Annotated in this window: 24 protein-coding genes; 10 read left to right on the top strand and 14 right to left on the bottom strand. The window is 50.8% G+C overall.

Translation table 11 applies throughout. The features are described 5' to 3' along the window. Window positions 1-7: 7 nt before the first annotated feature. On the bottom strand, window positions 8-1,153 hold the full coding sequence (coxB, locus tag ACJJIM_RS20530; protein WP_282930525.1) for a cytochrome c oxidase subunit II: 1,146 nt from the start codon (window positions 1,151-1,153) through the stop codon (window positions 8-10). 952 nt (window positions 1,154-2,105) lie between these two features. On the opposite strand from coxB, the gene ACJJIM_RS20525 reads away from it, so the two are divergent. Next, on the top strand, window positions 2,106-3,392 hold the full coding sequence (locus ACJJIM_RS20525) for an MATE family efflux transporter (RefSeq protein WP_444911853.1): 1,287 nt from the start codon (window positions 2,106-2,108) through the stop codon (window positions 3,390-3,392). 211 nt (window positions 3,393-3,603) lie between these two features. Here the strand turns inward: ACJJIM_RS20525 and ACJJIM_RS20520 are convergent, their stop codons facing one another. The 3 genes from ACJJIM_RS20520 to ACJJIM_RS20510 are packed head-to-tail and all read right to left on the bottom strand — an operon-like array spanning window position 3,604 to window position 6,793. After that, entirely contained in the window at window positions 3,604-4,434 is an 831-nt protein-coding gene (locus ACJJIM_RS20520) for a hypothetical protein (protein WP_444911852.1), read from the bottom strand. Continuing rightward, window positions 4,431-4,709, bottom strand: coding sequence for a YheV family putative zinc ribbon protein (locus ACJJIM_RS20515; RefSeq protein WP_282930528.1), 279 nt, complete (start codon window positions 4,707-4,709; stop codon window positions 4,431-4,433). Before ACJJIM_RS20515 ends, ACJJIM_RS20520 begins: the two co-directional genes overlap by 4 nt. Before the next feature lie 35 nt (window positions 4,710-4,744). Further along, window positions 4,745-6,793, bottom strand: a complete 2,049-nt coding sequence (locus ACJJIM_RS20510) for a M3 family metallopeptidase (protein WP_444911851.1) — start codon at window positions 6,791-6,793, stop codon at window positions 4,745-4,747. Between the two features lie 65 nt (window positions 6,794-6,858). Here ACJJIM_RS20510 and ACJJIM_RS20505 point away from each other — a divergent pair, with 65 nt between their 5' ends. The 3 genes from ACJJIM_RS20505 to ACJJIM_RS20495 all read left to right on the top strand — a co-directional run bounded on the left by ACJJIM_RS20505 (window position 6,859) and on the right by ACJJIM_RS20495 (window position 8,951). Next, window positions 6,859-7,413: a gamma carbonic anhydrase family protein gene (locus ACJJIM_RS20505; protein WP_444892455.1), complete on the top strand. Its 555-nt coding sequence runs from the start codon at window positions 6,859-6,861 to the stop codon at window positions 7,411-7,413. A gap of 19 nt (window positions 7,414-7,432) precedes the next feature. Continuing rightward, the gene (locus tag ACJJIM_RS20500; RefSeq protein WP_444911850.1) at window positions 7,433-8,347 is read left to right on the top strand and encodes a LysR family transcriptional regulator; all 915 of its coding nucleotides are present in this window, start codon (window positions 7,433-7,435) and stop codon (window positions 8,345-8,347) included. 85 nt (window positions 8,348-8,432) lie between these two features. Then, window positions 8,433-8,951 (top strand): hypothetical protein, encoded by a 519-nt coding sequence (locus ACJJIM_RS20495; protein ID WP_413663903.1) that lies wholly within the window; start codon window positions 8,433-8,435, stop codon window positions 8,949-8,951. Window positions 8,952-8,983: 32 nt separating this feature from the next. Here the strand turns inward: ACJJIM_RS20495 and ACJJIM_RS20490 are convergent, their stop codons facing one another. The 10 genes from ACJJIM_RS20490 to ACJJIM_RS20445 all read right to left on the bottom strand — a co-directional run bounded on the left by ACJJIM_RS20490 (window position 8,984) and on the right by ACJJIM_RS20445 (window position 17,706). After that, window positions 8,984-9,385 (bottom strand): hypothetical protein, encoded by a 402-nt coding sequence (locus tag ACJJIM_RS20490; protein WP_282930533.1) that lies wholly within the window; start codon window positions 9,383-9,385, stop codon window positions 8,984-8,986. A 15-nt stretch (window positions 9,386-9,400) separates the two neighbouring features. Continuing rightward, the gene (gene aroE / locus ACJJIM_RS20485; protein ID WP_444911849.1) at window positions 9,401-10,234 is read right to left on the bottom strand and encodes a shikimate dehydrogenase; all 834 of its coding nucleotides are present in this window, start codon (window positions 10,232-10,234) and stop codon (window positions 9,401-9,403) included. Continuing rightward, the gene (locus ACJJIM_RS20480) at window positions 10,231-10,680 is read right to left on the bottom strand and encodes a hypothetical protein (protein WP_413663901.1); all 450 of its coding nucleotides are present in this window, start codon (window positions 10,678-10,680) and stop codon (window positions 10,231-10,233) included. The genes aroE and ACJJIM_RS20480 overlap by 4 nt, the downstream gene beginning before the upstream one ends. 30 nt (window positions 10,681-10,710) lie before the next feature. Then, window positions 10,711-11,616, bottom strand: coding sequence for an oxygen-dependent coproporphyrinogen oxidase (hemF, locus tag ACJJIM_RS20475; protein ID WP_444911848.1), 906 nt, complete (start codon window positions 11,614-11,616; stop codon window positions 10,711-10,713). A 27-nt stretch (window positions 11,617-11,643) separates the two neighbouring features. Then, the gene (locus tag ACJJIM_RS20470; protein ID WP_413663899.1) at window positions 11,644-12,210 is read right to left on the bottom strand and encodes an L-threonylcarbamoyladenylate synthase; all 567 of its coding nucleotides are present in this window, start codon (window positions 12,208-12,210) and stop codon (window positions 11,644-11,646) included. Window positions 12,211-12,223: 13 nt separating this feature from the next. Next, a complete protein-coding gene (locus tag ACJJIM_RS20465) occupies window positions 12,224-12,346 on the bottom strand; it encodes a hypothetical protein (protein WP_444895577.1) in 123 nt (40 codons plus the stop codon). Window positions 12,347-12,516: 170 nt separating this feature from the next. Continuing rightward, on the bottom strand, window positions 12,517-13,725 hold the full coding sequence (locus ACJJIM_RS20460; protein WP_444895578.1) for a transglutaminase domain-containing protein: 1,209 nt from the start codon (window positions 13,723-13,725) through the stop codon (window positions 12,517-12,519). A gap of 95 nt (window positions 13,726-13,820) precedes the next feature. Next, the gene (locus ACJJIM_RS20455) at window positions 13,821-15,263 is read right to left on the bottom strand and encodes a catalase (protein ID WP_444911847.1); all 1,443 of its coding nucleotides are present in this window, start codon (window positions 15,261-15,263) and stop codon (window positions 13,821-13,823) included. A 127-nt stretch (window positions 15,264-15,390) separates the two neighbouring features. After that, window positions 15,391-16,557 carry a DNA-processing protein DprA gene (gene dprA / locus ACJJIM_RS20450; RefSeq protein WP_444911846.1) on the bottom strand — a complete coding sequence of 389 codons (1,167 nt, stop codon included), beginning with the start codon at window positions 16,555-16,557 and terminating at the stop codon, window positions 15,391-15,393. Between the two features lie 78 nt (window positions 16,558-16,635). Next, window positions 16,636-17,706 carry a LysM peptidoglycan-binding domain-containing protein gene (locus tag ACJJIM_RS20445; RefSeq protein ID WP_413663895.1) on the bottom strand — a complete coding sequence of 357 codons (1,071 nt, stop codon included), beginning with the start codon at window positions 17,704-17,706 and terminating at the stop codon, window positions 16,636-16,638. A 183-nt stretch (window positions 17,707-17,889) separates the two neighbouring features. On the opposite strand from ACJJIM_RS20445, the gene def reads away from it, so the two are divergent. From def to ACJJIM_RS20415, 6 genes are all read left to right on the top strand, one after another. Next, the gene (def, locus tag ACJJIM_RS20440; RefSeq protein WP_282930542.1) at window positions 17,890-18,396 is read left to right on the top strand and encodes a peptide deformylase; all 507 of its coding nucleotides are present in this window, start codon (window positions 17,890-17,892) and stop codon (window positions 18,394-18,396) included. A gap of 75 nt (window positions 18,397-18,471) precedes the next feature. Then, window positions 18,472-19,419 (top strand): methionyl-tRNA formyltransferase, encoded by a 948-nt coding sequence (gene fmt / locus ACJJIM_RS20435; RefSeq protein WP_413663894.1) that lies wholly within the window; start codon window positions 18,472-18,474, stop codon window positions 19,417-19,419. Between the two features lie 2 nt (window positions 19,420-19,421). Then, window positions 19,422-20,729, top strand: coding sequence for a 16S rRNA (cytosine(967)-C(5))-methyltransferase RsmB (rsmB, locus tag ACJJIM_RS20430; RefSeq protein ID WP_444911845.1), 1,308 nt, complete (start codon window positions 19,422-19,424; stop codon window positions 20,727-20,729). A 30-nt stretch (window positions 20,730-20,759) separates the two neighbouring features. Continuing rightward, window positions 20,760-22,145, top strand: coding sequence for a Trk system potassium transporter TrkA (gene trkA, locus ACJJIM_RS20425; RefSeq protein ID WP_282930545.1), 1,386 nt, complete (start codon window positions 20,760-20,762; stop codon window positions 22,143-22,145). Between the two features lie 86 nt (window positions 22,146-22,231). Continuing rightward, complete coding sequence (locus ACJJIM_RS20420; protein WP_282930546.1) at window positions 22,232-23,683, top strand: TrkH family potassium uptake protein; 1,452 nt, start codon at window positions 22,232-22,234, stop codon at window positions 23,681-23,683. Between the two features lie 97 nt (window positions 23,684-23,780). Beyond that, window positions 23,781-24,812 carry an efflux RND transporter periplasmic adaptor subunit gene (locus ACJJIM_RS20415; protein ID WP_444911844.1) on the top strand — a complete coding sequence of 344 codons (1,032 nt, stop codon included), beginning with the start codon at window positions 23,781-23,783 and terminating at the stop codon, window positions 24,810-24,812. Window positions 24,813-24,844: the final 32 nt, after the last annotated feature.

The following is a 24,844-nucleotide window of genomic DNA, read 5'->3' as shown; positions in this document are numbered from 1 at the left end:
CGGGCGCTTACTGCTTATTCTTAAAGTTGAGGATATCTACGGGTTGGACGGTATCACCCATCTCATTGCCGAAAGCGTTTCGCTGGTAAGTAATTACCGCAGCCAGATCCACTTCTGATAGCTGCTCACCAAAAGCCTGCATTGCGGGGTTTACCGTAGAACCGTCGATAACGATATCTAAGTGGCCATTGAGGGGACCGGTAGCAATTTTTGATCCAGCAATTGCCGGGAATACTCCGGGTACTCCCTGCCCGTTCGGCTGGTGGCAGGCGGCACATGTGCGTGTATAGACTTTTTCACCCTGAGCAAAAAGCTCTTCGAAGGTAAATGTCTTCGCTGTAAGTTCACGCATTTTCATGGCTTCTGCTGCACGAGAACTTAACCAGGCATCGTATTCCGCCTGTGGCACAGCTTTCACAACAATAGGCATAAATCCATGGTCTTTTCCGCACAATTCAGCACACTGTCCGCGATATATTCCCGGCTCCTCAATACGCGTCCAGGCATCATTGATAAAACCGGGGATAGCATCTTTTTTAACGGCTAGATCTGGGACCCACCACGCATGTATCACATCATTGGCAGTAATCAGGAAGCGGATTTTTTTCTTGATAGGAACAACCAGGGGCTCATCGACTTCTAGGAGGTAGTTAGCACCCTTAGGCTGGAGGTTATCAATTTGAGCTTTTGGAGTGGACAAGCTGGAAAAGAATGAAACATCAGTGCCCCGATATTCATATTTCCACTTCCATTGATAACCGGTGATTACGATATTGAGATCTTCTTCCTCAGTATCGTAAATATCATAGAGCGTTTTGGTGGCCGGAATCGCCATCAGAATCAGGATGACGGTGGGAATAATAGTCCACACCAACTCCACAACCGTGCTCTCATGAAATTGGGCCGCTTGGTATCCCTTACTTTTGCGGTGCCGCCACATGCTGTAGAACATGATGCTGAACACCAATGCCCCTATAGCCACACAAATCCAAAAGATCAGCATGTGTAGCTCGTAGGTGGTCTGGGCGACTTCTGTCACCCCCTGGGGCATATTAACCCCCCAGCGCTCAACGTCCTGCTCATTCGCTAACACCGCTTGTGCAGACAGCGAAGTAGCCAGCAAGGCGAACAGCCGATCAAAGCCTTTCAACATCGCCTACAGATCTCCGTGGTTGCGGGTCTCTCAGGGAAACCCGTAATTTTTATTTTGGCCACTGGCCTTCACGGATAAGCGAATTTTACCTGTATCAACTGCCTAACAGGATTAATTCCACACAAAATTTGTGGACATACTGTAGTAACACAAGACTACATACACTGGGCGAGGAGACCACCTCGCGTTACTGCCGTCAGTGCAACTTGTTATTCTTAGTAAAAGATTTTTTACTCCAGATGCCGTCGTCCGGAAAGGTACAACCAACAACCAGTTTCTTTATTTGTCGCAACTACTGCAGGTACAAAAGGAACACATCGACACGAAAAAGTCAATCGGGATCATTTTTGAATAACGTTGCTGCTTTGTGAAAAAATTCGGTGATTAACAAATAAATTTAACCTCTTTGATAGGATACTTTTCCACAAGTAGAAAAAATATCGCTCCAAATAGAGACATCGCAATTTATTTGGTGAAAGATGACAACTAATCAAGCATTAATAATGCTGCCAAGAGAAGTATAAATTCTCGGGTTCAAGTGCCCCTGATTGCTTTTACACAGATTGACAACGATTTTAATCTCTAATACTAAATTCTGACTGCTTCACACAACCAAGGCAGATTAGTTTCAATAAGCTTGAGGATTATCAGGCAGATCAATACAGAATCCTGTACTATCTACACTCAATCAAAATGATTTTTCCGCCAAATATTTCGTTTCGATTTTGTAAGCGTTACGAAATGAATTGCTAATAGCAGTATTGGGAGACCGATTTAGGAAAAGGATCTTATCAGCTCTGTACTGTTACCATTGGTAGAATCCGCCTGCACAGCTTTTCTTTTTCCGATTTTGGCTAGAAGCCAATCTATCCGTTAGTTGTTATGACTTATGCCTTCTTCTACAAAACTTGAATCCCAACCCATGTCTCGCGTCTGGAATCTGGCTTGGCCAATGATACTGAGTAATATTTCAGTGCCCTTACTCGGGATAGTAGATACCGCAATTCTTGGTCACCTCCCATCTGCAGAGTACCTATCCGGTGTAGCTATCGGGGCTAGCGTAATGTCGATGCTTTTATGGGCATTTGGGTTTCTGCGCATGGGTACTACCGGACTGGTGGCTCGGAGTACAGATCTTGGGATTCAATGGTTAGTACGTGCACTAGTATTAGCCATGGGGTTGGGAATCATTCTGTTTATTGCTGCCTCTCCTTTAATCTACTATATCGTTGAGTGGATGAATGCCAGTCAGGAAGCACAACCCCACGCACTGGCCTACCTACAAATACGTCTGTTATCTGCCCCCCTGGCTCTGGCAAACTTTGCCATTCTGGGTTTTTTTATTGGTCGACAAGATAGCCGTGCGCCTCTATATATACTTTTCGCTGCCAATCTACTGAACATAGCCCTCGATTTCCTATTTATTCTTGGCCTGGGCCTAGGGGCAAAAGGTGCAGCAGCGGCAACCGTACTCGCTGATATTTTTGCATTTCTACTGGGTCTATATCTTCTTTCCAGGGTTCATGTTGATATCTGGTCTTATATACGCAAAGAAATTGGGCAGAAGAAACTTCTCCCCTGGATCGATTCATCCCCATGGATCAATCTTTTAAAGATAAATACAGACTTATTTATAAGAACCTGTTTGCTCTTGCTAACACTCACTTTTTTTACTGCCCAAGGGGCAGCCCAAGGTGATAATGTACTTGCTGCAAATGCTATTCTTATACAGTTATTAATGATGACTTCCTATGCACTGGATGGTTTTGCTCATGCTACCGAGGCCTTGGTTGGGGAATCCATGGCAAAGAGATCAACGGCTCTATTCAGAAATACCGTTCGCAGTGCAGGTTTGTGGGCCCTGGGAAGCGCTGTCCTGATTACGCTGGTACTAGTTTCAGGGAAACCCTTGATTCTATCCTTATTTACAGATATCAAACCAGTAATCCACCAAGCGGAACAGGTATATTGGTGGCTCTGTGCACTACCTTTATTAGCGGTTTGGAGCTATCAGCTCGATGGTGTTTTTATCGGTGCTGGGAAAAGTCGCGATATGCGTAATACTATGTTTATAGCCTCAGTACTGGTTTTCTTTCCCGCCTGGTGGTTTACAAGGAATTGGGGGAATACAGGCATATGGTTCAGCTTGTTTTTGTGGATCGGAGCACGATCTTTAGGACTCGTAGTATATTTTCAATACTACACTGTAACCAATTCCTGGATACGTAAATTACAGTAAAACTGTGGCAGGATATTTAGAGTTATTTTTTAATGTATAAATAACAGAATATGACAAATTTTGCGATTGAGAAATTAACTATTTCAGTCAGGATTACTCACTATCAAAATAGTAAATCTCTTATGATGCTACAAACACATTTAAAGCTATAATCTCAGGTTGGTAAATAATGAGCGGGCAAAGCAACAAATATTAAAACCCGCTCATATTTTTAATAGCTTGAAGACTGTACCTGTTTTTGCACTAGAATTTGCTTAAAATTTCCATAAAACGCTCCCTCTCCCTGTATAACAGCGCCATATAGGTCTTCAACCTTCTGCTTTAATTCTTGGCTATAAAAATATAGGCTGCCGTTTCGGACACTGTAGGACTTTGGATTCTCAGCCATGGTTTTGTAAAAAAGGGATACTCTTTCCAGATAGGTATCTGCCTGCTTTTTGGAAAAATTACCTTGTTGGTAATTATCTAAAACCTGCGAACTGATTTTTTGAAGAGTTAATTCGCGCTCTTTATCTGAAAAACGAAAGGCTTTTAATTGCGTGTTGATATCTCGCTTTAGGTCTTTCATATAGCGAGCTGCAGCTTCTGCTGATTCATATAGTGCGTGAATAGTCTTTTCCCGCTTCCGCAGAGCACCGCGATCTTTCAAGGTATATATATTGGAGATCTCCTTTTCGGAGAAATCGCCCAGGGGGCGAAAAATAGTGACATGTTGCAAATTACTATTTCTTGTGAGCTTGTCACAAATCTTTATTGCATGTCTCCACTTTTCAAAAGACTCCCCTTTAAGGATTTGATCGGGTAGGGCTTTTACCGCAGCTCCCAGTCTATTTTCCTCTTCAATGTAATAATCTGGATGGGCTTTCCAGTCATTAGCCTGTAAACGGAATAACGTAAGTATCCCCTGATTCACACAGCTCGTTAGTAGATAGGCAACTTGTTCTCTCTGCCGTTCTGTATTTTTTCGATGGCGATCAAGGCCATAGAGACCTATGATCGCAACCGCAATAAAAACCACCAGTATAAAAAATATTTTTTTCACTTTTTACGGCTACTTGTGGGTTGGATAAGTTTCACTGGCTCCTCGTGAATATCTTTCTCTGTATCTTGGTTAACACGAGTAGACAGTTCTGTTGGCGCTGACTGCAATCGAATTTCATCCTTAAACCCACAGGCAACACATTCCCTATAATTTTTCCCATCCTTGTGATAGTTAATAATTTTATCCATTTCGCTACAGCGGGGGCACACAGCCCCTGCAATAAAGCGTTTTTTAACGATCTTACCAGACTCAGCCGAATCTTCTTTCTTCATCATGACTACTACTCAATATTTCATGATTGACTTATCCGTTACACAGGACTGATATTCAGCTCTTGCTGCTCGATACCAGAGTGACGCAATAGGGCATCAATTTGCGGCTCTCGTCCACGGAATTGAACAAACAGCTCCAACGCATCACGGCTACCACCCTGTTCCAAAATACTGTGCAGAAATTTATTTCCCGTCTCTCTATTAAAGATACCATCTTCTTCAAATAGAGAAAAAGCATCTGCCGAAAGCACTTCTGCCCATTTATAGCTGTAATATCCTGCGGCATAACCACCAGCAAAAATATGGCTAAAAGCATTTTGGAAGCGGTTTTCTGCGGCGATAGGCACAACAGCAACCTCTGCTCGTACCTGATCCAGTAAAACCTGAACTTTATCGGCGGTCAATGCCTCTTCGCAGGCATGGAGGCGAAAATCAAAAAGTGCAAACTCCAACTGGCGTACTGTAAACATGGCAGACTGGAAATTTTTCGCTGCCAGCATTTTATTCAGTAAAGCTTCGGGAAGAGCCTCTCCAGTTTCGAAATGTGCAGAAATTATGGAAATAGCCTGGGGTTGCCAACACCAATTTTCCAGAAATTGGCTGGGCATTTCCACCGCATCCCAAGCAACACCATTAATACCAGAAACTGCTGCCACATCAATCTGTGTCAGCATATGGTGGAGGCCATGGCCGAATTCATGGAATAAAGTGGTTACTTCCGTGTGGGTTAAAAGTGAGGGGATATCACCTGCAGCCGGACTGAAATTACATACTAGATAAGCTATAGGCAACTGGAGTCCGTTGAGCGTGTGGCGACGACTACTTACTGTATCCATCCAGGCCCCGCCACGTTTTTTCTCACGCGCGAACGCATCCAAATAGAAACCAGCTATCTTTTCGCCATCTCTCAGCAGCCAAAAGAACTGCACGTCGGCATGCCAAGTAGCAACGCTGGTATCTTCTTCAACTGTGATTCCGAATAATTTGTCCACCACAGTAAAGAGGCCGTCAACGACTTTGGCGTAAGGGAAATAGGGCCTCAATTCCTCTTGGCTGATGGCGTATCGCTGCTGTTTGAGCTTTTCTGCGGCCCAGGCCACATCCCATGGTTGCAACTCTTCAATACTGAGTTGGTCTGCAGCAAACGCTTTCAGCTCAGCCATTTCTCGTTGGGCAGCTGGCCTGGCTCGTTCTGCCAGATCCTGTAGAAATTCCAAAACCCGCTCTGTATTTGGAGCCATTTTGCTGGCCAATGACAACTCCGCATAGCTGTTCATTCCCAGTAAACTGGCCTGTTCAGCGCGCAATGCGAGAATTGCCTCCATCACTTCGGAGTTATCGTATTCACCTGCCTGGGGACCAACTTCGGATGCTCGACAAACAAAAGCCAAATGGACATCCCGACGCAGAGATCTATTTTCAGCGTGGGTCATAACAGCGAGAAAGCTGGGCCCCTCTAAGGTAATCAACCACCCATCGAGGCCTTTTGCCTCAGCTGCATTCCGTGCAGCGGCAAGAGCAGTTTGAGGAAGCCCCTGAAGCTGAGCTTCATCATTCGTATGCCAGGTCCAGGCATTAGTTGCATCGAGGACATTGTTGGCAAATTGGCTGGATAACTCCGCCAAACGCTGACTGTTAGCGGCAAACTTTTCACGGGCCTCTCCTTCAAGGCCTACACCACCAAGTTCAAAGTCTCTGACTCCCAGCTCCAAAGACTTCTTGCGTGCCTGTGGCCAGTTTGCAAATTCGGGCGACTGCATTAATTGGAGGTACAGGTCGTAAAGTTCGCGATTTTGCCCTTGCTTTGTCCAGTAAGCCGTCACTTTGGCTAAAGCGGCCTCATAGGGCGCCCGCCAGGGGCCACTTAGAACGCTATTCAGGTGACTGACTGGGGAGAAGGCTCGATTTAGCTGGTCTTCCGCCTGTTCCAGAGGCACCAGCGTATTATCCCAGCTGGGGGTCTCCAATCCCTGTTGAAGGGTTTGCTCACACGTTTTAATCAGTTCGGCGATGGCGGGTTCCACCTGCTCGGGCTCGAGATTATCAAAAGGCGGCAGCAGCGGGATATTCAACAGTGGATTGGACATATAAGACTCTGTGCTCGAATTAGGATAAAGCTATGATAGAGGATTCATTGTACAGGAGCTTATTTATGTCCCCACTGCGCAGCCACGATGATTCCCACGGCGAGAAGTTTCCAGAACTTGGCGACAGCGTATATATCGATCCGCAATCCGCAGTCATTGGTGACGTTACCTTGGGGGATGATTGCTCCGTATGGCCCATGGCCGTTGTGCGCGGTGATATGCATAAGATCCGAATCGGCGCGCGAACCAGTGTACAGGATGGGGCTGTTCTCCATATCACCCATGCGGGACCATTCAACGCCGACGGTTGGCCGCTGACTATTGGCGAAGATGTCACTATCGGTCATAAAGCCTGCCTGCACGGTTGTACCATCGGCAACCGGATCTTAATTGGTATCGGATCTATTGTTCTCGACGGAGCCATTATTGAGGACGATGTCGTACTGGCAGCCGGAGCACTGGTTCCGCCCGGTAAAACCCTGGAGAGTGGTTATCTCTATGTAGGCGCCCCCTGCAAAAAGGCGCGCCCCCTGTCTGACAAGGAAAAGGCTTTCTTTAAGTATTCCGCTGAAAACTACGTGAAACTGAAAGATCAGTATCTCCTTAAACAGCAACCATAGTGACAGCCGGCTCCCCGCTATGCTTAACCTGAATATGGACCAGCTGCATATTTTTGTGCGCTCCTGTGAAGTCGGATCTTTTTCGGCGGTTGCTCGCGAAGTGGGCCGGGCTCAGTCTTCTGTAAGCAGCTTGATTCAAAATCTTGAACTCGACCTGGGGCTGACTCTCTTTAACCGCGAAGGGAAATATCCCCAACCCACCGACGCCGCTTTGGCATTACTGCCATTAGCACGTCAATCGTTGGGGCAGTTGCAGCGCTTCCAACAGGCGGCAAATTCCTTCCAGCGGGGAGAAGAGCCCCAGCTCAATATATTATTTGAAGAGCTGGTAATGCCGGATCGACTCAACGATATGCTGGTAACTTTCAGCGAGCGCTTCCCGCATACTGAGCTTCAGCTCGGCAGTGTTACTGGGAAGGAAGCGGTCCAGCAGGTGGCACATGGTGGAGCCGATTTTGCCTTTGTCACCTCCAGGGATTCCTATCCCAGCTCGCTGGATACCAGTAACCTGGGACAACAGCGGGTACTTAGCCTGGCCTGTCCGGAACATCCCCTGGCCCGGAAAAAACAATCCTCATTGAATGAAGCGGCCCAGCACCGACAGATCACCACAGCACCAGAATCCCAAAGGTACCGTTGGCAGCTCTCTGCACAGACTTGGCGAAGTGATTCTCTGCTACAGGCCCTGGATCTGGCATGTAAGGGGGTTGGGTGGGTCAATGCGCCCTACGAACTGGCCCGCCCCTTTTTAAAAAGCGGCAGGTTGGTTGAGCTCAACTTAACCGGTTCTCTCAATACCTGGAGCCTCGGTGTGGATCTGCTCTGGTCCAAGCAGACGCCACAAGGCTTAGCTGCGCAATGGTTCGCCCGAGAGGCCCGGCGACTCTACGGTAACTTTTACAGCCCACCTATCGAAATATCCGATAGAAACTAATTTTTACCTATCAGGCTTTTACATAAGACTTGGCGTTGTAGGCCGATGGTCTGTGACTCAATCCGACTTGATTAGGAGCCAAACTATGTCCAAACAGCAATATCTCCAAGAAATGGAGGCCTTCTCCCAAAAGTACCGCTATGACATGGACTACTTGCGCGAGTTTCTTCAGGGCTCTCCTGAAGGCTTTGAAAAATTTAGAAATTTTCAGCCCCTATCCATGCACAGGGAGTTTTTACCTATTGATGTTTTTTGGGTGAGTAAGATAGCGGCAATGCAAGTAGCTGATTGCGGCATGTGCCTGCAACTGAATGTGCGTATGGCCCTAGAGGCTGGTGTTGAACCCCACTTGGTGAAAGCTTGTATCCAAGGCGGCAGCGGCCTGCCTGAGAACTTGCAGGACATTTTTGATTTTGCAACAGCCGTGGCCAGCTACAAAACAATCGACCCGGTTCTCAACGAACGGATAGGTGCACAACTGGATAACCGGCAGAGAATCGAGCTGGGGGTCAGCGTCGCTACCGCGTCAGTCTTCCCCACGATCAAGCGGGCTATGGGATATACCCAAAGCTGCAGCTTGGTTGAGATCGAATTTAAACAGTGATGTGGTAGGCCTTGGCAACCAAGGCCTCCTCACTATTTACCCTGTAGACGCAGCAGTGCCGATGCACCTATGCCGCCAATGGCACAAGCCAAAACGATAACCAGGGGCGTCATTTGTCCCAGTACCAGAGCACCGTAGTCATAACCTCTCTGCGGCAGAAGATACAACAACATCAACCCTGCCGGCACCAGGGATAAGAGGAAGCCCCGTATTAACCAGGCGTTGCGCAAAGGCAACAAAAACAGCAACCCGAAAACTCCACCCCAAACTACGCGCTGGTACAGGTAGGCATTGCTCAGGGATGGCGCCAAATCTACCCCTAGAAACTGGGTAAAGCCATACCGCCCCATGGCCCATAGCCCCACGGCATAGCAGAGCCCACCGAAACACCCCACAGCAAAACAAATCGACAGGTTTCGCACAATATCACGCACAACGCTTTCTCTCTTTTAATTATCGGTTGTCTGATTGAGGTCCCGGCGCAACTTGGCCATGATCGGCGCTGTTTCAGGACGTACACCACGCCACAGTAAAAATGACTCAGCGGCCTGCTCTACCAACATCCCAAGGCCATCAGCACTCTCTGCGCCCTGTCCACGCGCCCATTGTAAAAAAGGCGTTGGCTCGGCGGCGTACATCATGTCGTAAGCTTTACCAAGACTGGCGACACAGCCTTCAGGAAGCGGCGGCAGCACACCGCCAAGGCTTGCGGAACTCGCATTGATAATCAGGTCGTAGCAGCCTCTCAATTCCTCCAGGCCGCCACCACTTAATTCTCCCAACTGGGAAAATTCTGCCGCAAGCTGTACCGCTTTTTCTGCGGTGCGGTTGGCAATATGTAAATGTGCTGGTTTTTCCGCAAGGATTGGCAGCAATGCTCCCCGGGCGGCTCCGCCAGCTCCCAGCAAGAGAACTTTCCGATCCTTGATTTTCCAGCCCAAGTTGGTGCAAATATCAAATACCAGGCCGGCCCCGTCGGTGTTATCGCCGAGAATCTTTCCACCTTCAGTCAGTGCCAAGGTATTCACCGCTCCCACTGACGCAGCCCGCTCGGTCAAGTTATCCGCCATCTCAAATGCTTGCAGCTTGAAGGGCACCGTCACATTAAGGCCACAACCACCCTCAGCAAAAAAAGTTCGCGCGTAATTAACAAAGCCATCCAGGGGGGCAAGCAGTTTACTGTAATCGATATCCTCGCCTGTTTGCGTGACAAAGGCTCGGTGTATCTCCGGTGAGAGGGAGTGCTCTATAGGGTTACCCACCACCGCATAGCGGTCACTCATGATTCCGCCCTTTTGCGCTCTCTCGCTGCCTCACGAATCTTGGCACTTTCATCGACAATTATTAAACCGTCAATTTTGAGGCCGTCGGCAGCTTCGGTGACTAAATAGCGGGTTTGTGAGCTGTACAGCTCTACCGCCTTTTCTTCCCCCTGCGGGTGTAACAAGGTCCAGCGCAAGCTCGCAAGGGTGCTGTAATTATTCAGCTCTATCACCTCGGTAACAGTGCCGAGAATCTGACAGACACCAAGGCGTCGATAAGCATTGAGGAGCTTAACCACCTGCTGGATAAATTCATCCCGTTCTACAGTGAGCTTTACGCCATCTTCCCGGTAGTAGTGCAGTGGGAAACGATAAAAGTCAGCAATCTGCTCAACATCTCCCGTTTCAAAATGCCGCCTGTAATCGAGAAACAGGGAGTTGATTCCTTCCAATCGCGATGGGTGCACAACAAACCTCCATTGTGACAAATTGCTTGGCTATACCCAGTCTCTGTGTGGCAGAAAATCAGTGTATAGCTTCTCTTCCGCAGATCCCGGCTCTGGTTGCCAGTCATACTTCCAACTCACCAGTGACGGCAAGGACATCAGAATGGATTCTGTACGCCCACCACTTTGCAATCCGAACAGAGTGCCACGATCAAAGACCAGGTTGAATTCCACATAGCGCCCACGGCGGTAGAGTTGGAATTCACGCTCGCGCTCACCGTAAGCAGCCTCTTTGCGCTTCTGTACAATGGGTAGATAAGCCTCCAAGTAACTATCGCCAACAGCGCGCATAAGCGCAAAAGCATTGTCGTAGCCACCTTCGTTAAAATCATCGAAAAAGAGTCCGCCGACTCCCCGAGCTTCATCCCGATGCTTCAGGTAGAAATATTTGTCACACCACTGCTTAAAGCGAGGGTATACCTCGCTGCCAAAAGGGTCACAGGCCTGCTTGGCCGTTTGGTGCCAATGTACGACATCCTCGTGATAGCCGTAATACGGGGTCAAATCATAGCCACCACCAAACCACCAGATGGGCTCAGCTCCTGGCTTTTTCGCCACAAATAGACGCACGTTTGCATGGCTAGTGGGCACGTAAGGGTTGCGCGGGTGAATGACCAGGGAGACGCCCATTGCTTCAAAAGAACAACCGGCCAGTTCGGGGCGATTAGCCGTGGCCGAAGGCGGGAGTCCATCCCCATAAACATGGGAAAAGTTCACTCCGCCTTTTTCGATCAGATTCCCCTCTTCCAGCACTCGAGTTCGACCACCGCCACCACCGGGCCTGTCCCAGTTGTCCTCACGAAATGACTGACCGTCTTCTTCGCTCAGGGCATTGCAAATACGGTCTTGTAGGCCGAGTAGATAGGCCTTTACTTCCTTGGTATCGATATCACTCATAGGCGAAAACTACGTCTCTGTTTGAGGTTAGGCACCCGCCCTCAGCACACGGCCGCTTTGCAGATCGCGAATTTCACTGGGGGCGCTGCGGCCGCCGGTCGAGCCGCCTCCGACAAAGTCGAGGTCGCGGCCGAAATAGCGTAGTACCTGGTACTTATTACGGGCGGGCTGAGACCCGGCCGGGTTTGCTGAAGTGGATACGATAGCACCGCCAAAGGCGCGTGTTAACGCAGCAGTAAACGGGTGATCGGTGCAGCGCAGGGCCACAGATTTATGTACCCCACAGACCCAGGCAGGAATTAAGCCCCGATGGGGTACGAGCCATGTCACCGGTCCCGGCCAGCTGCAATCCAGCTGTTCCTCTTGCTGATCACTAAGGTTTCTAAGGAGCGGATCAAAATGTCTTCTGTCACCGGAGACCAGGATCAAACCCTTCTCAAGTGGGCGATGCTTGAGTTGTAGCAAGCGCCTGACAGCCAGCAGGTTATTGGGGTCGCAAGCCAATCCCCATACAGATTCAGTGGGATGGGCAATAACACCACCCGCTGCCAGGGCGCGGGCAGCCTGTTTTACGGAAAGCGGTGAGTACTTCATTTTAACGCTAGTCTTACTTCCCTTTACGCAGTTGCAAATCTTGTTGATAGGGAATGTCGAATGTCTCCAGAACAACTTCCACTACAGGCAGATGGGAGTCCGAATCCATTGAAGTCGCAACACAAGGCTCACTCAATTCAACTCTCTTTACTATCGAAGCGGAAGGACGCTGGCAATCTAGCGGATTGCATTGATTGACACAAGATATTGCTTTATGACCTAGCCAAGTTGCTCAAAAAAAATCCATCCGCTTTTTTCCAAGCTTAAGTACTTCATGGTTCTCGCTGGCATATTGGCGCCTAACCTTCAATTCAGCCACCACCAGCTTCCCAGCACTATCAGTCGCCGACGCTCCCGAAATCTAGTCCTCTCCAGCTCGGGGATACCTAACGATTTTAGCTTCCTCCTATACTGGTCTTGATCTCGACTATTCTCAGATAGCGCCAAAGCCTTCTTAAAACTACGCTGATAACCCTTGGCTCCGGACTTTAGGCGCGCCATTCCCAGTAGAAAATGAAAACGATGGTCTTCCTTCTTTATCGAAATTGCATCTTCAGCCTTATTGGCCGCCAATTCATACAACTCATCTTCGTAAGCTGTAAGCGCTTGACCGTACCAATAGTAGGGGTCCTCCTGCCTATAATCATGTAGTTTTGCTGACAGAACATTTGCCATTTGAAGGTCACCCTGAGCTCGGAGAACTTTCTCCAGATTGCTCAACGAAACCAAGTTTGCTCCATCAAGCTTCAACGCTATAGCGTAAGAACTAATTGCTTGTTTGACCAAACCCGCTGAACGATATATAGCCCCCAAATTATTCCAAAGATCTGCTTCCTCTGGCGCCAGTAACATTGACTTTCGAATATAAAGAAAGGCGTTTTTAAAATCTCGATCCGCAAGAAACTCCATAGCCAGGTTACTATAGAATTTTGCAAAGGCTGCCTTATCTTCCAGCTCTTTTTGATTATATTCTGGATTGTAATCCGTAAAGTTAAAATCCAATATGCGTTGTCTACTACCAGTATCAGCTACAACATTAATGTGCTGGTAAATAAAGGTCTGTTGGCTCTCCAAATATCTCACTTCTGGAACAAAAACCTCATTGAATTTAGCATCCACCCCAAGTTCACGAATCATTGCAACTAAAAAGGCACTAAAAGCCATGCAATTTCCTCTCTGCTGATCAAAAACTTGTGCAGCATTGAGCGTGGCATCTGCATCGTAGAGAATTGAAAAATATTGGCTCTGCAATTTATTTATCAGAGCATCCAACCTATCACTTTTTTTTCTGGTACTTATCGATTTTAAAAACAACCTCATATCATTATTCAATGCCAGGATATCAATATCAGGCAAATCAGAGTTAGTTATAGGGGAACTCCAAAAATATATACCACTAAGCAACTGTTCATCTGAAAATTCTTGAGAAATAGATATATCTGTTTTTTTTATTTGTGTAGAGCAGCCTCCCAAAACTAGAAAAATAAGGGTTAAAGCTACTTTGATCTTTTTCATAAGCATGCCTTTAATACAGTATTAAATACCAATCCAGCAGGATATATTTTTAACACAAAAGGCAAGCAAATGAATTACGTATCAAAACAGCAGATTCAGTTGCTGACCATCGCTAACTTGACGCCCGCGGCATAGTCCGGATGCACCTTGGAAAAGTGTGCCAATTGTCGCTGAATTATTTCATCCGATACACCCGCCATCGCTTCTGCAATATTGTTATATAAGCGCTGTTTTTGTTCATCGTCGAACAAATCAAAGAGCGCTCGAACCTGACTGTAATCGTCATTACCTTTGCGGTGGTCATATCTATCTGCCGCACCGGATATTGGTAACGGGGGTTCTTTCGCTTTTGGGTCCTCCTCTGGCCCAGAAAAACTATTCGGCTCATAAAAAGCATCCGGATTGCCACTGCGGATACCCGTACTATTCATTTCACCATCCCGATAATAATTATGGACAGGACAACGCGGTGCATTCACTGGAAGACTCTCATAGTGAGTTCCCAAGCGGTGACGATGTGCATCGGCATAAGAGAATATACGCGCCTGCAGCATCTTATCCGGCGAGAAACTGATACCCGGTACGATATTGGATGGAGAGAAAGCTGCCTGCTCTATTTCTGCAAAATAGTCTTGCGGGTTGCGATTCAACTCCATGGTTCCCACCTCGATAGGTGGGTAATCACCGTGGGGCCAAACCTTGGTGAGGTCAAAGGGGTTGTAGCTTGTTTTGCCAAGGTCTGCCTCGGGCATGACCTGAATTTGGAATGTCCACTTCGGACATTCCCCATTTTCTATCGCGCTGTACATCGCCTCCTGGTAACTCTCCCTCGAGCGTCCAATCACAGCTTCAGCTTCCGTATTGGTAAAATACCTATGTCCCTGCTGAGTCTTAAAATGAAATTTGACCCAGAAGCGTTCTCCACTGTGATTCCACAGGGAGAAGGTATGGGAGCCATAACCGTTCATATGCAATGGAGATATGGGCAAACCACGATCGGAGAATAGTATGGTCACCTGGTGAAGGCTTTCAGGGCTCAACGACCAGAAATCCCACATGGCCGTGGGGGAGCGCAAGTGAGTGCGTGGATGCCGTTTTTGTGTGTGAATAAAGTCCGGAAATTTGTAGGGGTCTCGTACAAAAAAGACCGGCGTATTGTTGCCGACCAAATCCCAATTGCCCTCCTCCGTATAAAACTTCAGTGCAAAACCACGAACATCCCGTTCCGCATCAGCTGCACCCAATTCACCGGCCACGGTTGAAAAACGGGCCAACAGTGGGGTCTCTGCCCCCGGCTGCAAAACCCGGGCACAGGTGTAGTTAGAAATATCAGCGGTTACCCTCAAAACCCCATAGGCGCCCCAACCTTTGGCATGTACCGCCCGCTCGGGTATACGCTCACGATTTTGATGCGCCAGTTTTTCGATAAGCTGATAATCTTGAATCAATAGCGGGCCATCTGGCCCCGCTGTAAGGCTGTTTTGATTATCGGGAACCGGAGCGCCGGCATCAGTGGTGAGTTTGGGTTTATCCGCCATAATTAGACTCCACTTTTGGAATCCACTGAGTATTAACGCTGCTCCAGAGCAGCGCGAATTGATCGGCGGCTACACCATCAACAAGGAGTTTCTGGTTAACTCTCTTCGTAACTTCCCAGTAAGACCTTTAGAGACTCACTGACTCCTCACAGGTTTTAGCCAGTTTTTTCCCATCCATATAACGGCTGCCCTTCATTGTTAACTGGTAAGACCCTGTGAGTTGCTCCACCAGGCCCTGTAACTCCAATTCCATCAATACAGCCATCAATTCACCCGCCTCAACCCCGGTATCACGAGACAATAGCTCGATACTCCGAGGCCCTCCGGCAAGCGCCCTGATGATATGTTGCTGAAGCTCGGGCAGTGGTTTACCGGGGGGGAGTTCAGTGGGTGTGGGCTCTGCCAGTAAACCGCCGAGCTGGCCGGCTACATCTGCGCTGGTTTCAACCAGTGTCGCACCTTCTTTAATCAGGTGGTGGCAACCCCTGGCCATTGGATTGTGGATAGAACCTGGAATCGCAAAAACCTCTCGATTCTGCTCCAGCGCCAAACGCGCCGTAATCAGAGAACCTGAGCGCATCGCTGCTTCTACCAGTAATACCCCCATTGAAAGGCCACTGATAATCCGGTTCCTCCGAGGAAAATTCTTTGCCTCAGCATTGCTGCCAAGAGGCAATTCGCTTATTAGAGCACCGCCTGCAGAGAGAATGTCCTCCGCCAGGGGGCGATTGTGTTTTGGATAAATGCGGTCAACTCCACTACCCAAAACTGCGATCGTGGAGCCCGCTCCCTGCAGCGCCCCTCGGTGGGCTGCGGCATCCACACCCAAAGCCAGCCCGGAAGTGATAGCAAATCCGGAACTTGCCAATTCCGCGGCGAAGGCCCGGGCATTATCCAGACCCGCCACAGTCGCCCGACGGGCACCCACCATCGCTACCTGTGGTAGATTTAGAGCACTTTTTTCACCACGGATATAAAGCACAGGCGGGGGGCGCGAGGTCTCCGATAAAAGGGCGGGGTAATCGGGATCGCTGTGACAAACCAGCTGCACGCCCAGGTCTGCGCAGCGGGCTCGCTCACGCTCAACCCAATCAGCGAGCTCACTGACGGCAGATCGACTGGAAAATTCCCGCCACTGGTTTTGGGCCCGCGGTGATAACTTTTGCAGAAGAGGTTGAGGAAACTGCTGGAGAGCCTCTTCGGCAGTGGCAAAGTGCTCCAGTAATTGCCAGTAGCGAGCCGGGCCAATTCCCTCGAGACGCAGCAACGCCATAGTAGCGGTCAATGCATCCATGCAACTTACCATTTTCTGTTTTGATAGTTGTGCGGCAGGGCAAACAGCAACACCTGCCACGAGATTTTCTGGGATCGCTTAGGGGTTGCGCACCATATCCATCACTGCCAGCGGGCGACGAGCGTCCAGTACCAGGGCTAGGCTCATTTTTTCAAAGGTGCGGAACACCATCAACTCACCAGCGCGGGTATCCGGAAGCTTCACTACGTCACCAGCAATACGGTCACGCACTGTTGAACCCGCTTTGTATATCGCCAGGACATTACCCGGCAGCAGTCCATCCCGATCACCGACATTGAGAATTACGACATCAAATTTACCAATTTGAGTAACCCCTTCATCGACTCCTAGAATCAGGCTATCGATAGCGATAGTGGGCGCGCTGGGGTGGAACAGGGCTTCAATTGAGCGCTCCTCCACCGGCATCAACCGATCATCGAGGCGAACCTCACGGGCAGTGCTGCGCACGCCCATAGTCGCAACGGAAAAGTTCGGGTTGTTGTCTGGGTCCAACTGCAGCAAGTCGACAGAACCTACACCGAGGGCTTGTCGACCGAGGACTTCACCGGATACAGGGTCTGTATAGACCGGGCCGGGGCGATAAATGCCATAAGACGGCAGTGGAGCACCAAAATTACCGCGCGCATAGATGGTGTCACCCGCTCCCATCAGAATGTGGTCATCGGAGCCGGAAACAATGTAAGGAGTACCTTCAAAAGCACCGGGCTCCACAATACGGGTACGGGATAAGAAAGCATTAATCGCATCCAGCGGAATCGCCGAGATCGCGTCTTCTACCGCCTCGCGACGGATCGAGGGCGACAACCGATTACCATCAATCCCCGGGGATAGTTGATACGCCCGGGGGCCGCGCTGCAGTTGTAATTGTGGCTGGCCATCGATGTAAACAAGGCGCAGGCTATCTCCTGGATAAATCAGGTGGGGGTTTTCCACCTGTGGGTTCACTTGCCAAATCTCCGGCCAGTACCAGGGTTGCACCAGAAACTGACTGGAAATATCCCAGAGCGTATCGCCCTTTTGCACCACATAAGCGTCGGGGTGACTGGGGTTCAGGCGAACCTGATCCTGTGCTTCGACACCAAGGGCAACCGCTAACATCGAGATCGCGGCCAGGATAATTTTTTTCATGGAAGCATTCCTATGCTCTTTATCGCTATAATTCTCAGCGCCGGGCCACTCCCGTGAAGGGAGCGAGACCGGACCCGGGCGCATAGCGCCAGCAAAAACAGGGGTCCACTCGGTAAATTTTGAGCGCGATCATAATGTTATCAGCGCACGTTCAACGAATACTAGAAGTTTGTCACAGGTGTTATGGCTAAACTCGAGATACTGGAATTTCCCGACCCGCGCCTGCGCGAGGTCGCTAAACCCGTCGCTGAAGTGACCGACGCCCACCGCCAATTGCTCGACGACATGTTTGAAACCATGTACGCCGCGCCCGGCATCGGCCTCGCCGCCATCCAAGTCAATGTGCAGGAGCGCATTGTAGTGGTGGATATCTCTGAAGACGGCAATGAACCACTCGGGTTTATCAACCCCGAGATCGAAGTGCTGGACCCGGAGATCCACCAGTACGACGAGGGCTGCCTGTCAGTTCCCGGTTTCTACGAAACGGTGGAGCGCCCGCGCAAAGTGCGTGTTAAAGCCCTGGACCGCAATGGCGAACCTTTTGCCCTTGAGGCCGAGGGATTGTTGGCGGTCTGTATCCAACATGAAGTCGATCATTTGGACGGCAAGCTGTTCGTGGATTATGTCTCGCCACTGAAGCGCAACCGCATCCGCTCCAAGCTGGAAAAATCCCAGCGCCGCCGCGCCTGATCTGCGCCAGCCGCAGGAGCCTGGAGCTGCCGCCTTACGGCAGCTCTCCCACCCCCATTACCTGAGAGCAAGTCAGTGAATATTATTTTTGCCGGCACACCGGACTTTGCCGCCGTGCACCTGCAAGCGCTGCTCGACAGCGAGCACAATGTCATTGCCGTTTACACCCAACCGGACAGGCCGGCTGGGCGCGGTAAGAAATTGCTCGCCAGCCCGGTGAAACAGCTGGCACTCTCCCACAATATCCCGGTGTACCAACCCCTGAGCCTGCGCGACGAGACGGCCCAGGCGGAGCTCACTGCCCTTGGAGCGGATATTATGGTGGTGGTGGCCTACGGCCTGATACTACCGCAGGTGGTGCTGGATACCCCGCGTCTGGGCTGTATCAATGTGCACGCCTCTTTGTTGCCGCGCTGGCGCGGTGCGGCACCGATCCAACGCGCGGTGGAAGCGGGTGACAGCGAGAGCGGTGTCGCCATTATGCAAATGGAGGCGGGCCTGGATACCGGCCCAGTTTTGGTGGAAAGCCGCTGCGCGATTACTGAGTCCGATACCGGTGGCAGTTTGCACGACAAGCTGGCGGAACTCGGCGGCCCATCCCTCCTCCAGGCCTTGGCTCTACTGGAAAGTGGCAGTGCCAACCCTCAGGTACAAGACGATACCCAGGCTAACTACGCCAACAAAATTACCAAGGAAGAGGCGCAGATCGACTGGCAGCGTCCCGCTGCTGAACTGCATCGATTGATACGCGCTTTTAACCCCTTCCCAGTGTGCTGGAGTACTTATCGGGACAAGAAGGGCGAGCAGCGCCTGCGTATCTATAGCGCCGCCATCGAACAAGGCTGCCACAGTGATCAGCCCGGTACCATTCTCTCCAGTGACGACGAAGGTATTTTAGTGGCCTGCGGCCGCGAGGCCCTGCGCCTCCAATTAATACAGCTACCGGGTAAAAAAGCGCTTCCCGCAGCAGAAATTTTGAAAGGCTACCGGGAGCAATTCGCCCCGGGTACCAAACTGGGATAATTATGAGCAGAGATGTACGCGCCGAGGCCGCCCGAGTTATCGCCTCACTGCTGGAAGAACGTGGCTCGTTGGCAAGACTTCTGCCTGCCGCCGAGGACAAAGTCGAGGAGCGCGACCGCCCTCTGTTGCGGGAGCTCTGTTACGGCAGTGCCCGCACGGCACCGCGCCTGCAATTGATCGCCGCCAAGTTACTGCGTAAAAAAGTCTCGGATATTGAGATCAATGCACTGATCCTGCTGGGCATTTACCAACTCGAGTACACTCGCATACCCGATCACGCCGCCATATCTGCAACCGTCAATGCCGCGCGCAGCCTCGGTCTGGACAGAGCGACCGGGCTGATCAACGGGGTGCTGCGCAACGCCCTGCGCAACAGTGAGCAGCTTCAGCGCAAGCTGTCCGGCAATCCACAGTTCAGCTCTATGCACCCGGCCTGGTTACAGCAGCAGATTAAAGCCGCCTGGCCTGAGAAGGCGTCAGACATCTTCCGCGCCAACAATGCCAACCCACCCATGACCTTGCGGGTAAATACTGCCAAGATCTCGCGCGAGGACTATTTACAACAGCTCGATGAAACCGGCCTCTCCGCCGAGCCCTGTACTATTTCCCCGGTCGGTATCACCCTGGTTGAGCCGGTTTCAGTCACAGTGCTACCGGGCTTTGCCGAGGGCTTGGTCAGTGTTCAGGATGAGTCCGCACAATTAGCGGCGCTGCTGTTACAGCCGCAGGAAAATGCCCGGGTGTTGGACGCGTGTGCGGCACCTGGAGGCAAGAGTTGCCACTTATTGGAGCAGGAATCCAGCATTCAGCTGAGCGCGTTGGATATTGAGGAGGACCGCCTTGTGCGGGTCGAGGAAAACCTCGAGCGCAACGGGCAGAGTGCCGAGCTTATTTGTGCCGATGCCACGTCTCCGAATGAGTGGTGGAACGGGCAGCAATACGACCAGATACTACTGGACGCACCCTGTTCGGCAACCGGGGTAATTCGCCGTAACCCGGATATCAAACTATTGCGCCGGGAAGAAGACATTGCCGAGTTAGTGGCTTTGCAGGGCAAGATCCTGCGCGCTCTGTGGCCCCTGGTTAAACCGGGTGGGCAGTTGCTTTACGCCACCTGTTCCAGCCTACCGACGGAAAACAGCGAAGTCGTCGCAGCGTTCATTGCGGAGACAGAGGATGCGAGCGACAATACCCCTGAACTGCTAAACGATAAGCCCTGGGGCGAGAAACAAGTTGCCGGTATGCAGCTTCTACCCCAAACCGGCGGCGGTGACGGTTTCTACTACGCTCTGCTGAGCAAAGCTGAATAACGACGTCGCTAGTCGCGAGTCTCATCCGATATGAAAATTGTCATTCTCGGCGCCGGCCAGGTGGGCGGCTCTCTAGCGGAGGCCCTGGCCTCCGAGCGCAATGATATTGTCCTGGTGGACAGCGACGAGAAAACCCTGCGCGAACTGCGCGACCGCATCGATATCGGCGTGGTACTGGGCCACGCCTCTCACCCGGATATTCTGATGGAAGCCGGGATTGAGGATGCGGATATCCTGGTTGCAGTCACCAATAACGATGAGACCAATATGGCGGCCTGCCAGATTGCGCACTCTCTGTTTCGCGTCCCCACCAAAATCGCCCGGGTACGGGCCTCCTCCTACCTGCAATACCCGGAATTATTCGATACCCAGGCCATCCCTATCGATGTACTGATCAGCCCGGAGCAACTGGTTTCAGAGTATATCTCCCGCCTGATGGAACATCCCGGAGCCTTGCAGGTATTGGATTTTGCCGGTGGTCGCGTACAGCTGGTAACTGTTTTAGCCGTTCAGGGCGGGCCTCTGGTTGGGCACCAACTGCGCTATTTGCGCGAGCATATGCCCAAGGTAGATACCCGGGTTGCTGCGATTTATCGCCGCAACCGGCCAATTATTCCCCAGGGTGATACAGTGATTGAAGCCGGCGATGAGGTGTTCTTTATTGCCGCGCGAGCAGATATTCGCGCGGTAATGAGCGAACTGCGTCGATTGGAACACGGTTATAAACGAGTGGTGATCGCCGGCGGCGGCAATATTGGTTTGCGCTTGGCCACCCGGCTGGAGAATCGCTATTCGGTAAAAATTATTGAGCAGAGCCACGAGCGCTGTGTATTTTTATCCGAGGAGCTGTCCCACACCATTATCCTGCACGGCAGCGCCTCCGATCAGGAGTTGCTGCTGGAAGAGAGCATCGAAGATACCGATGTTTTTCTTGCCCTGACCAATGACGACGAGGCTAATATCATGTCGTCACTATTGGCCAAGCGTCTGGGCGCACGCAAAGTGATGACGCTGATCAATAACCGCGCTTATGTGGACCTGGTACAGGGCGGTGAAATCGATATTGCCATCTCACCGCAGCAAAATACGATCGGCAGCCTGCTCACCCATGTGCGCCGAGGGGATATGGTCAACGTCCACTCCCTGCGTCGAGGTGCAGCTGAAGCCATTGAGGTTATCGCCCACGGTGACGAGCGCACATCCAAGGTGGTGGGGCGCAAGATCGAAGATATCGACTTACCCGAGGGCGCCTCGATTGGCGCCATAGTACGGGAAACGGAAAATGGCAGCGAAGTTTTGATGGCACACGATGATGTCATTGTGCAAAGCGATGACCACGTGATTGTCTTCCTTATCGACCGCCGCCAGACCCGCCATGTAGAACAGCTGTTCCAAGTTGGTTTTGGCTTTTTCTGAGCAAATAATATTTTCGTTTTCCGGCGATAACGGTCTCCGCCGTCCAGATAACATTGCAACAAATAACGATAGGCTGATAGGCGCCAATGCGAATTGCGGTAATTGCGCGAGTTTTTGGAATTCTCTTGACGGTGTTCAGCCTGACTCTGCTGCCGCCGATTGGCGTATCCCTTTGGTATGAAGATGGTACTCACAGTGCATTTGTCGCAGCTTTCGTCATCACTCTGATCACCGGCCTGTTCATGTGGCTGCCAGTGCACGATTTGCGCGAAGACCTGCGCACCCGGGACGGGTTCGTAGTGACATCTTTGTTCTGGCTGGTACTGGGCAGCTTCGGTGCCCTGCCCTTTATTATCAGCCCACAGCCTGACTTGAGTATCACCGACTCTATTTTTGAATCCATCTCGGGGCTAACAACCACCGGCGCCACGGTGATTACCGGGTTGGACTCACTGCCTCCTGCCATTCTCTACTACCGCCAGCAGTTGCAGTGGTTTGGCGGTATCGGCGTAATTGTTATCGCCCTGGCCATCCTGCCGATGCTGGGTATCGGTGGTATGCAGCTGTATAAGGCAGAAATTCCCGGCCCGGTAAAAGATACCAAATTGACTCCGCGTATTGCCGAGACAGCACGGGCACTAATTGTTATTTATGTGATTCTTACAATCCTCTGTGGCATCGGCTACTGGTGGGCCGGCATGACGGTATTCGACGCCGTTGGCCATGCGTTTTCCACTGTGGCCAATGGAGGCTTTTCCACCCACGATGCCAGTATGGGTTTCTACGCCCACAACCGCGCGATCATGATTATTTGTATCGTGTTTATGTTTACTGCTGCCATTAACTTCGGTCTGCATTTCTTCGCATTTCGCAACAGGACCCTCAGCCACTATTGGCGCGACTCAGAATTCCGCTTCTACGTTATGTTGATTCTCGGTGCCGGCCTGTTGATCAGCTGTTACCTGTGGATATTGAATATCTTCTCCCCCGGCAACAGCCTGCTACACGGTTTCTTCCAGGTGGTCTCGATCAGCACCACTGCCGGATTCGCCTCGGAAAATTTCTCAGCCTGGCCAGTATTCTTACCCTACGTCCTCTTGCTGTTAGGTATTCTCGGTGCCTGCGCCGGCTCAACCTCGGGGGGCATTAAGGCGGTGCGGGGTATGCTGATTATGAAGTCCGGTATGCGCGAGCTGAATCGCCTGGTACACCCCAATGCGGTTATCCCTATCAAGATCAACCGGAAAATTGTCCCCGATCGAGTTACCGACGCTGTGTGGGGCTTCTTTGCGGTCTATGTTTCATCCTTTTTTATCCTCGCCATTATCGTCATCGCCACCGGTGAGGACTTTGTCACCTCCGTCACGACAGTAGCCTCCTGTCTGAGTAATATCGGACCCGCCCTCGGCGAAGCCGCTGCCCACTATGGTGCGGTTAATGAAGTCGCCAAATGGTTTCTTATCCTGGCGATGCTGATGGGACGCCTGGAAATATTTACCCTGCTAGTACTACTTACCCCGGCTTTTTGGCGCCACTAACTACACAAGATGTCATGGCCACGCTAACGCGTGGCAATATTTTTTAATTTCTGCCACAGTTGCTGTTTACAGGAAGTAACTAATAAAAACAGGCTGTATGAGCAGAGATACTAGTGCGCTGCTCGGTCAACTCAAAATTGATCGGGAAACAGCGCCCGAACCCAGTTCCCCATCGCGCAAAGTTATATTGGCGGCATCTGTCGGCCTAGTTACTGGCATAGTTATAGGCCTTGCCGGCGCTTCTCTATTTGCAGAAGACAGTACACCAGTGCTCCCCCAAAGTAGCGAACCTCAAGCCAAGACTCTCAGCTTAATTCCCAAGGAGGAGAAATTTCACGAGACCATTCTTAATGCTTCCGGCTATATCACACCGAGGCGCATGGCTACGGTCTCTGCTGAAGTAATGGGCCTGATCAGTAGTGTGGATGTCGAAGAGGGAATGCAGGTCGAGGAGGGGCAGGTTCTGGCCCGCTTGGATGATGCCAAAGCGCGGGTCGCGCTGGATTTTGCCCAGGCACAAATTCAAGTGCTTCAAGCCAAGGAAGCGAGTATTCACGCGAAGTTAAAAGAGGCTGAACGCCAATATCGGCGTTTTGCCGGACTTCGAGACAAAAATTATTCCAGCAAAGCGCAGCTCACCCAAAGTGAATCCTCGGTAGAGGGGTTACGGGCAGACTTAAAAAGTGCCCGCGCCAATATTCAAGTCGCCATTCTTGAAGCTGAGAGGCAGCGAGAACGCCTGGCAGATCATATTATCCGCGCGCCTTTTGCCGGCGTAGTCACGACAAAAAATGCACAACCTGGCGAGATAGTTGCCCCCAGCTCTGCCGGCGGAGGTTTTACCCGTACTGGAATCTGTACCATCGTGGATATGAATTCACTCGAAATCGAAGTGGATGTGAACGAGGCCTTTATCGGCCGGGTCGCCAAGGGACAGAAAGTTAACGCAAACCTGGATGCCTACCCGAACTGGGACATTCCAGCTACCGTTATCGCCATCATTCCAACGGCCGATCGAGCCAAGGCGACTGTCCGGGTGCGAATCGCTATCGACGACAAAGATGCTCGAATCCTGCCGGATATGGGCGTTAAGGTGGGCTTCCTCGCAGGCGAGGCCGCAGCTCCCTAGCAAACACCAATAAAAACACAACAGTATTTATA

Source organism: Microbulbifer maximicatervae (SeqCode) (assembly GCF_052467615.1).
This window is presented reverse-complemented; position numbering and strand designations above follow the sequence as displayed.

Coding starts and splice junctions, on each gene's coding strand:
- coxB (WP_282930525.1), bottom strand. CDS start 1,153: ATGTTGAAAGGCTTTGATCGGCTGTTCGCCTTGCTGGCTACTTCGCTG.
- ACJJIM_RS20525 (WP_444911853.1), top strand. CDS start 2,106: ATGATACTGAGTAATATTTCAGTGCCCTTACTCGGGATAGTAGATACC.
- ACJJIM_RS20515 (WP_282930528.1), bottom strand. CDS start 4,709: ATGATGAAGAAAGAAGATTCGGCTGAGTCTGGTAAGATCGTTAAAAAA.
- ACJJIM_RS20510 (WP_444911851.1), bottom strand. CDS start 6,793: ATGTCCAATCCACTGTTGAATATCCCGCTGCTGCCGCCTTTTGATAAT.
- ACJJIM_RS20505 (WP_444892455.1), top strand. CDS start 6,859: ATGTCCCCACTGCGCAGCCACGATGATTCCCACGGCGAGAAGTTTCCA.
- ACJJIM_RS20500 (WP_444911850.1), top strand. CDS start 7,433: ATGCTTAACCTGAATATGGACCAGCTGCATATTTTTGTGCGCTCCTGT.
- ACJJIM_RS20495 (WP_413663903.1), top strand. CDS start 8,433: ATGTCCAAACAGCAATATCTCCAAGAAATGGAGGCCTTCTCCCAAAAG.
- aroE (WP_444911849.1), bottom strand. CDS start 10,234: ATGAGTGACCGCTATGCGGTGGTGGGTAACCCTATAGAGCACTCCCTC.
- hemF (WP_444911848.1), bottom strand. CDS start 11,616: ATGAGTGATATCGATACCAAGGAAGTAAAGGCCTATCTACTCGGCCTA.
- ACJJIM_RS20470 (WP_413663899.1), bottom strand. CDS start 12,210: ATGAAGTACTCACCGCTTTCCGTAAAACAGGCTGCCCGCGCCCTGGCA.
- ACJJIM_RS20460 (WP_444895578.1), bottom strand. CDS start 13,725: ATGAAAAAGATCAAAGTAGCTTTAACCCTTATTTTTCTAGTTTTGGGA.
- ACJJIM_RS20455 (WP_444911847.1), bottom strand. CDS start 15,263: ATGGCGGATAAACCCAAACTCACCACTGATGCCGGCGCTCCGGTTCCC.
- dprA (WP_444911846.1), bottom strand. CDS start 16,557: ATGGATGCATTGACCGCTACTATGGCGTTGCTGCGTCTCGAGGGAATT.
- ACJJIM_RS20445 (WP_413663895.1), bottom strand. CDS start 17,706: ATGAAAAAAATTATCCTGGCCGCGATCTCGATGTTAGCGGTTGCCCTT.
- def (WP_282930542.1), top strand. CDS start 17,890: ATGGCTAAACTCGAGATACTGGAATTTCCCGACCCGCGCCTGCGCGAG.
- rsmB (WP_444911845.1), top strand. CDS start 19,422: ATGAGCAGAGATGTACGCGCCGAGGCCGCCCGAGTTATCGCCTCACTG.
- trkA (WP_282930545.1), top strand. CDS start 20,760: ATGAAAATTGTCATTCTCGGCGCCGGCCAGGTGGGCGGCTCTCTAGCG.
- ACJJIM_RS20420 (WP_282930546.1), top strand. CDS start 22,232: ATGCGAATTGCGGTAATTGCGCGAGTTTTTGGAATTCTCTTGACGGTG.
- ACJJIM_RS20415 (WP_444911844.1), top strand. CDS start 23,781: ATGAGCAGAGATACTAGTGCGCTGCTCGGTCAACTCAAAATTGATCGG.